The 4466-nt window shown below is 64.6% G+C and carries 5 protein-coding genes; all 5 read right to left on the reverse strand.

Features of this window, described 5'->3' with window-relative positions:
- On the reverse strand, window positions 1–829 hold an 829-nt coding region (locus tag EN991_RS24740; protein WP_164769352.1), incomplete at its 3' end, for an RNA polymerase sigma factor.
- On the reverse strand, window positions 826–1200 hold the full coding sequence (locus EN991_RS24745) for a YciI family protein (protein ID WP_013529829.1): 375 nt from the start codon (window positions 1198–1200) through the stop codon (window positions 826–828). The genes EN991_RS24740 and EN991_RS24745, both read right to left, overlap by 4 nt.
- 107 nt (window positions 1201–1307) lie before the next feature.
- Complete coding sequence (locus EN991_RS24750) at window positions 1308–2414, reverse strand: DNA topoisomerase IB (protein ID WP_127369741.1); 1107 nt, start codon at window positions 2412–2414, stop codon at window positions 1308–1310.
- An 84-nt stretch (window positions 2415–2498) separates the two neighbouring features.
- On the reverse strand, window positions 2499–3383 hold the full coding sequence (locus tag EN991_RS24755; protein WP_013529827.1) for a transglutaminase family protein: 885 nt from the start codon (window positions 3381–3383) through the stop codon (window positions 2499–2501).
- Window positions 3384–3386: 3 nt separating this feature from the next.
- The coding region (locus EN991_RS24760; RefSeq protein ID WP_206519244.1) for an alpha-E domain-containing protein at window positions 3387–4466 on the reverse strand (1080 nt) is incomplete at its 5' end.

The raw sequence follows: 4466 nt of genomic DNA on the forward strand, positions 1-4466 counted from the left end.
GCCCCTCATCGATCATCTTGCGGCTCCACAGGCTGCGATCCTGGTCTTCGAGCAGCACGATCTCGCCGCTCTCGTCGAAACGGGCCGGTGCGCGCGCATGCTGCAGAAGCAACAGCGCCGTCAGCCCCATGATCTCCGGCTCCGTCTGGAACAGCCGCAGCAACAGCCGTGCCAGCCGGATCGCCTCCTCGCACAGCGGCGCGCGGGCCGGCGCCTCGCCGCTGTTGGTCGAATAGCCCTCGTTGAAGACCAGGTAGACCATGGCGGCGACGGCGGCGAGCCGTTCCGAGCGCTCGACCGCGCCAGGCGTCTCGAACGGCACGCCGGCGTCCGCAATGCGCGCCTTGGCGCGAGTGATGCGCTGCTCCATGGCGCTTTCGCCAACCAGGAAGGCGCGCGCGATCTGCTTGACGGTGAGACCGGAGACGATGCGCAGCGCCACCGCGATCTGCTGCGTTGCCGGAAGATCAGGATGGCAGCAGATGAACAGCAGCCGCAATATGTCGTCGCGGTAGTGCGCCCCGTCCAGCCGCTCGGCGATATCGCTCTCGGCGTCTTCCAGATCGGAAACCTGGTCTTCCTCCGGCATCGGCGCCTGCTTGGCGCGCTTGCGCACCGCATCGATGCCGCTGTTGCGGCCGACGAAGATCAGCCAGGCCGCCGGGTCGCGCGGCGGCCCGTTCTGCGGCCAGTTCTTCAACGCCCTGAGGCACGCGTCCTGGAAAGCTTCCTCCGCCGTATCGAGATCGCGGAAATAACGCAGCAGCGCGCCCATCGCCTGCGGGCGGGCGGCGCTGATCGCGGAGCTGATCCAGGCCATTTCGGTCATGCGGAAACCGTTGTTGGGTTGAAGACCGAAACCGGCCGGATTTCATAGGAGCCGCCGCTCGGGTTGACCTCGGAAAGCTCGCGGGCGAACTCCACCGCCTCGTCGAGATCGGCGCATTCGAGCGTGTAGAAGCCGAGAAACTGTTCCTTGGTCTCGGCGAACGGCCCGTCGATGACGACCGATTCGCCTTTGACCTTCCTCAACGTCGTCGCGGCCGTGGTCGGCAGAAGCCGTGCCACCGGGCCGAGCCGACCAGCCTTGGCGTACTTGTCCTGAACGTCGAGGAGATTGGCCATGACCTCGTCGTCCTGTGCCTTGCTCCAGGAGCAGACGACATCTTCGGAGGCATAGCAGAGGATTGCGTAGAGCATGGCTGGTCCTTTTCTCTGTCAAAGGACGAAACAGTAAGACCGATCCCGACATGACGTCGATAAAAAAATCCAGATGTGACGGATTTGGCCACCGTCGGCCGCGTCGGTCAGCTTTCTCCCAGTTTCAGCCATCGCAACACGAGAGCTTCCTCGTCATCGAGACCGGCAATCGCCCGTTTGCGCTTGTTGGCCTGCGCCATTTCATCCAGCAACCGTCCCTCGGACCACGCTTCGAAGACCCGCGGATGGATATAGCATTTGCGGCAGACGGCACGCGTATTGCCCAGCCGCTCGGCAACCTTGTCGATGACGCTGTTCATCGCCCTGTTTCGCTGCGTCTGGCTTTGCGGCAGTTCCGTTTGCGCAAACAGCGACGCGGCGTGAATGGTGCCGCCCCAGGTGCGGAAATGCTTCGAACTGAAGGCGTCACCGACCGCCTCACGGATATAGCGGTTGACGTCCTCGGAGCGGACCGGCCGCCTGTCGCCATCCTCATCGAGATACTGGAACAGCTTCTGGCCTGGCAGGTCCTGCGCGCCACGCACAATCCTGGCGATGCGGCGGTCGGCCAGCTTCAGCTTCCACTCCTTGCCCGACTTGCCCTTGAAGGCAAAGCGCAGGCTTGAACCGACAATATCGACATGCCGGTCGCGCAACGTGGTCAGCCCGAAACTCTTGTTGTCGCGGGCGTAGGCGGCATTGCCGACGCGGATCATCGTGTTGTCGAGCAGCCAGACGACCGCGGCGACGACCCGCTCGAACGGCAAGCCACGACGGCGCAGATCGCTATCGACCCTGTGCCGCAGGTCCGGCAGGCTCTCGGCGAATGCGACAAGGCTCGAATATTTGGCACCATCGCGCTCTTCGGCCCATTGCGGATGATAACGATATTGCTTGCGTCCCCGCTGGTCCCTGCCGGTTGCCTGGATATGGCCGTCCGCGTCGGGCGAAATCCACACATCCGTCCAGGCCGGCGGAATGACGATCGCCTCGATGCGGGCTTTGGTGGCGTCCGAAACCGTCCGTCCGTCCGGTCCCTTGTAGGAAAACCCCTTGCCTGTCTTCAGCCGCCGGATACCAGGCTCGGCATCGCTGACATAACTAAGCGACGCATGATCGGCCGAGCTTTGTGCCCCGTTTTTGAACACGCCATCTGGCGATACAGCGTCCTCGCCAGCCGGTCGGCCGGGCGACAATCCGGATTTCTGCAACATGTCGGCTCCACGCGAATTCCGTAGATAAGCCACTGGCCGACCGCTGGTTCCACGCGCCGTCCGAAAACGGTGTCGAGCCTGCCTTCAGGCTTTCTCGAGCACAACCGGAATGACATCGACAGCCTGCTCGCCGACCTGTCCCCCCGTGGTCTTGAGCACGCCGACGATCGGCGCTACGTCCGAATAGTCGCGGCCGTAGCCGACGGTGATATGGTCGTTGCTGGCCCGCATGCCGTTGGTCGGATCGAATTCCTGCCAGCCTGCGTCGCGCCCGCACCAGACCTTGACCCAGGCATGCATGGCATCGGCGCCTTCCAGCCGGGGCTTGCCCTTCGGCGGGATGGTGCGCAGGAAGCCGCTGACATAGCCAGCGGGAATGCCGAGCCCACGCAGGCCGGCGATCATGATATGCGAAAAGTCCTGGCAGACACCGCGCTTCAGCCTGAAGGCATCGCTGGCCCGGGTCCGCACCGTCGTCGCCTCGCCGTCATAGGTGAAATCACGATGAATGCGATGGCACAGGTTCATGGCCGTGCTGGCGGCGGAACCGGCGATGCTGCTGCGTGCGTAGGCGGTGATCGCATCGTCGATGCCGGCATGGGTGCTGGCCGTCAGGAAATGGTGCGGTGCATCAGGTGCTAGAGACCGCACCGCGGCGAGCTCCTGCCTGAGCCGGGCGATATCGGGCGACACGTCGAGCCCGGGCTCGGGCCGAGACACCGACACGCGGGCGCTCATCCTGATGTCGAGCGCATCATGCGCGTCGCGAAAGGCGATCGAGGTGACGTTGTTGCCGAAGAAATCGGAAAAGTCGGAACGCTCGTTGGGCGCCGGCGCAAAGGACAGTGATGCGGCGATGACGCGCTGCACGCCTGATATCGTCGACGGCAGCACGCGCACCTGATGACGACCGCCGCCGGCAGCGGAAGCGTAATCATAGTGGAGATGAAGCCTGATATCGTAGAGCATGATTTATCCGAAATAGGCTTTGGCGAGGCTGTTGTAGAGGCCGCCGATTTCGTGGGCGAGCTCGTCCAGCGCCTTTGCCGTCATATCCGAAGGCTCCTTGATGGCGATCTGGGTGTTGAGCTGCAGGATTTCCTTCGCCGCCGGCGACATTTGCCCCTCCCCGCCGAGCGACGGCAACAGGCCGATTTCGGCCTTCAGCCTTTCGAGCTGGAACAGGATGGAGCGCGGGTTAAGCGGATCGAGCGCCAGCAGGTCGATCACCGTGCGCCGGCCGGCCTGCACCGGATATTGGCGGCGATGGGTCATCACGCTGTCGCCGATCTCCAGCATCATGTCGAGCGCGCCGTCCGGCGCCTTGGCGCTGGTCAGCCGCGACAGCGTGCGGGAGATCTGGATGCCGCGCTCCAGCCGGCGGCCGATCTCGAGGAAGCGCCAACCGGCGAAGCGGTACATGTTCTCGTGCAGCAGGCCGGAAAAGCCGGCGAGCTTACGCAGGATGACTGTCATCGCCCGGGTCGCGTCGTCGCCGGGCGCGACCGTCGTTGCGAACTGATGGATGGTTTTCGACAGGTCCTTCAGCGCCAGCCAGCCATCGGGCGAGAAGCGGTCGCGAATCTGCCCGGCGCTGTAGACCGCGCTATCCAGCGTGCCTATCAGCCCTGACGGGATCGCCGTCTCGACGTCGATGCCGAAAGGTTCGAGATAATCCCTGATGTCGGCGAGCAGCGGCATGTCCGGGTCGGACGTTTCGGCGAGCCGCACATGGTAGGCGCGCAGGATGCGCACCGTGTCTTCCGAGCGCTCGATGTAGCGGCCGAGCCAGGTCAGGTTCTCCGCCGCGCGACTGGGCAGGCTGCCGGGCCTGGTGCGGCTGAAACTGTCGCCTTCCTGCGGCAGCAGCGTCTCGCGCTCCACCGGTTTGTCGCTGACAACCCAGACATCCGCTGCCTGGCCGCCACGCTGCATGGCGATCGCCGTCGGGTCGAGCGACAGGCCGATGCGGGCAAAACCGCCCGGCATCACCGTCCAGCCCTCCGGCGTTCGCGCCAGGTAGACGCGCAGGCTCGCTGGCCGCGGCTCCAG

Source organism: Mesorhizobium sp. M7A.F.Ca.US.005.03.2.1, from assembly GCF_003997795.1.
Classification (GTDB): domain Bacteria; phylum Pseudomonadota; class Alphaproteobacteria; order Rhizobiales; family Rhizobiaceae; genus Mesorhizobium; species Mesorhizobium ciceri.

Excerpts from the sequence above, each read along its gene's own strand:
- EN991_RS24745 (WP_013529829.1), bottom strand. The coding sequence starts at position 1,200 with ATGCTCTACGCAATCCTCTGCTATGCCTCCGAAGATGTCGTCTGCTCC.
- EN991_RS24750 (WP_127369741.1), bottom strand. The coding sequence starts at position 2,414 with ATGTTGCAGAAATCCGGATTGTCGCCCGGCCGACCGGCTGGCGAGGAC.
- EN991_RS24755 (WP_013529827.1), bottom strand. The coding sequence starts at position 3,383 with ATGCTCTACGATATCAGGCTTCATCTCCACTATGATTACGCTTCCGCT.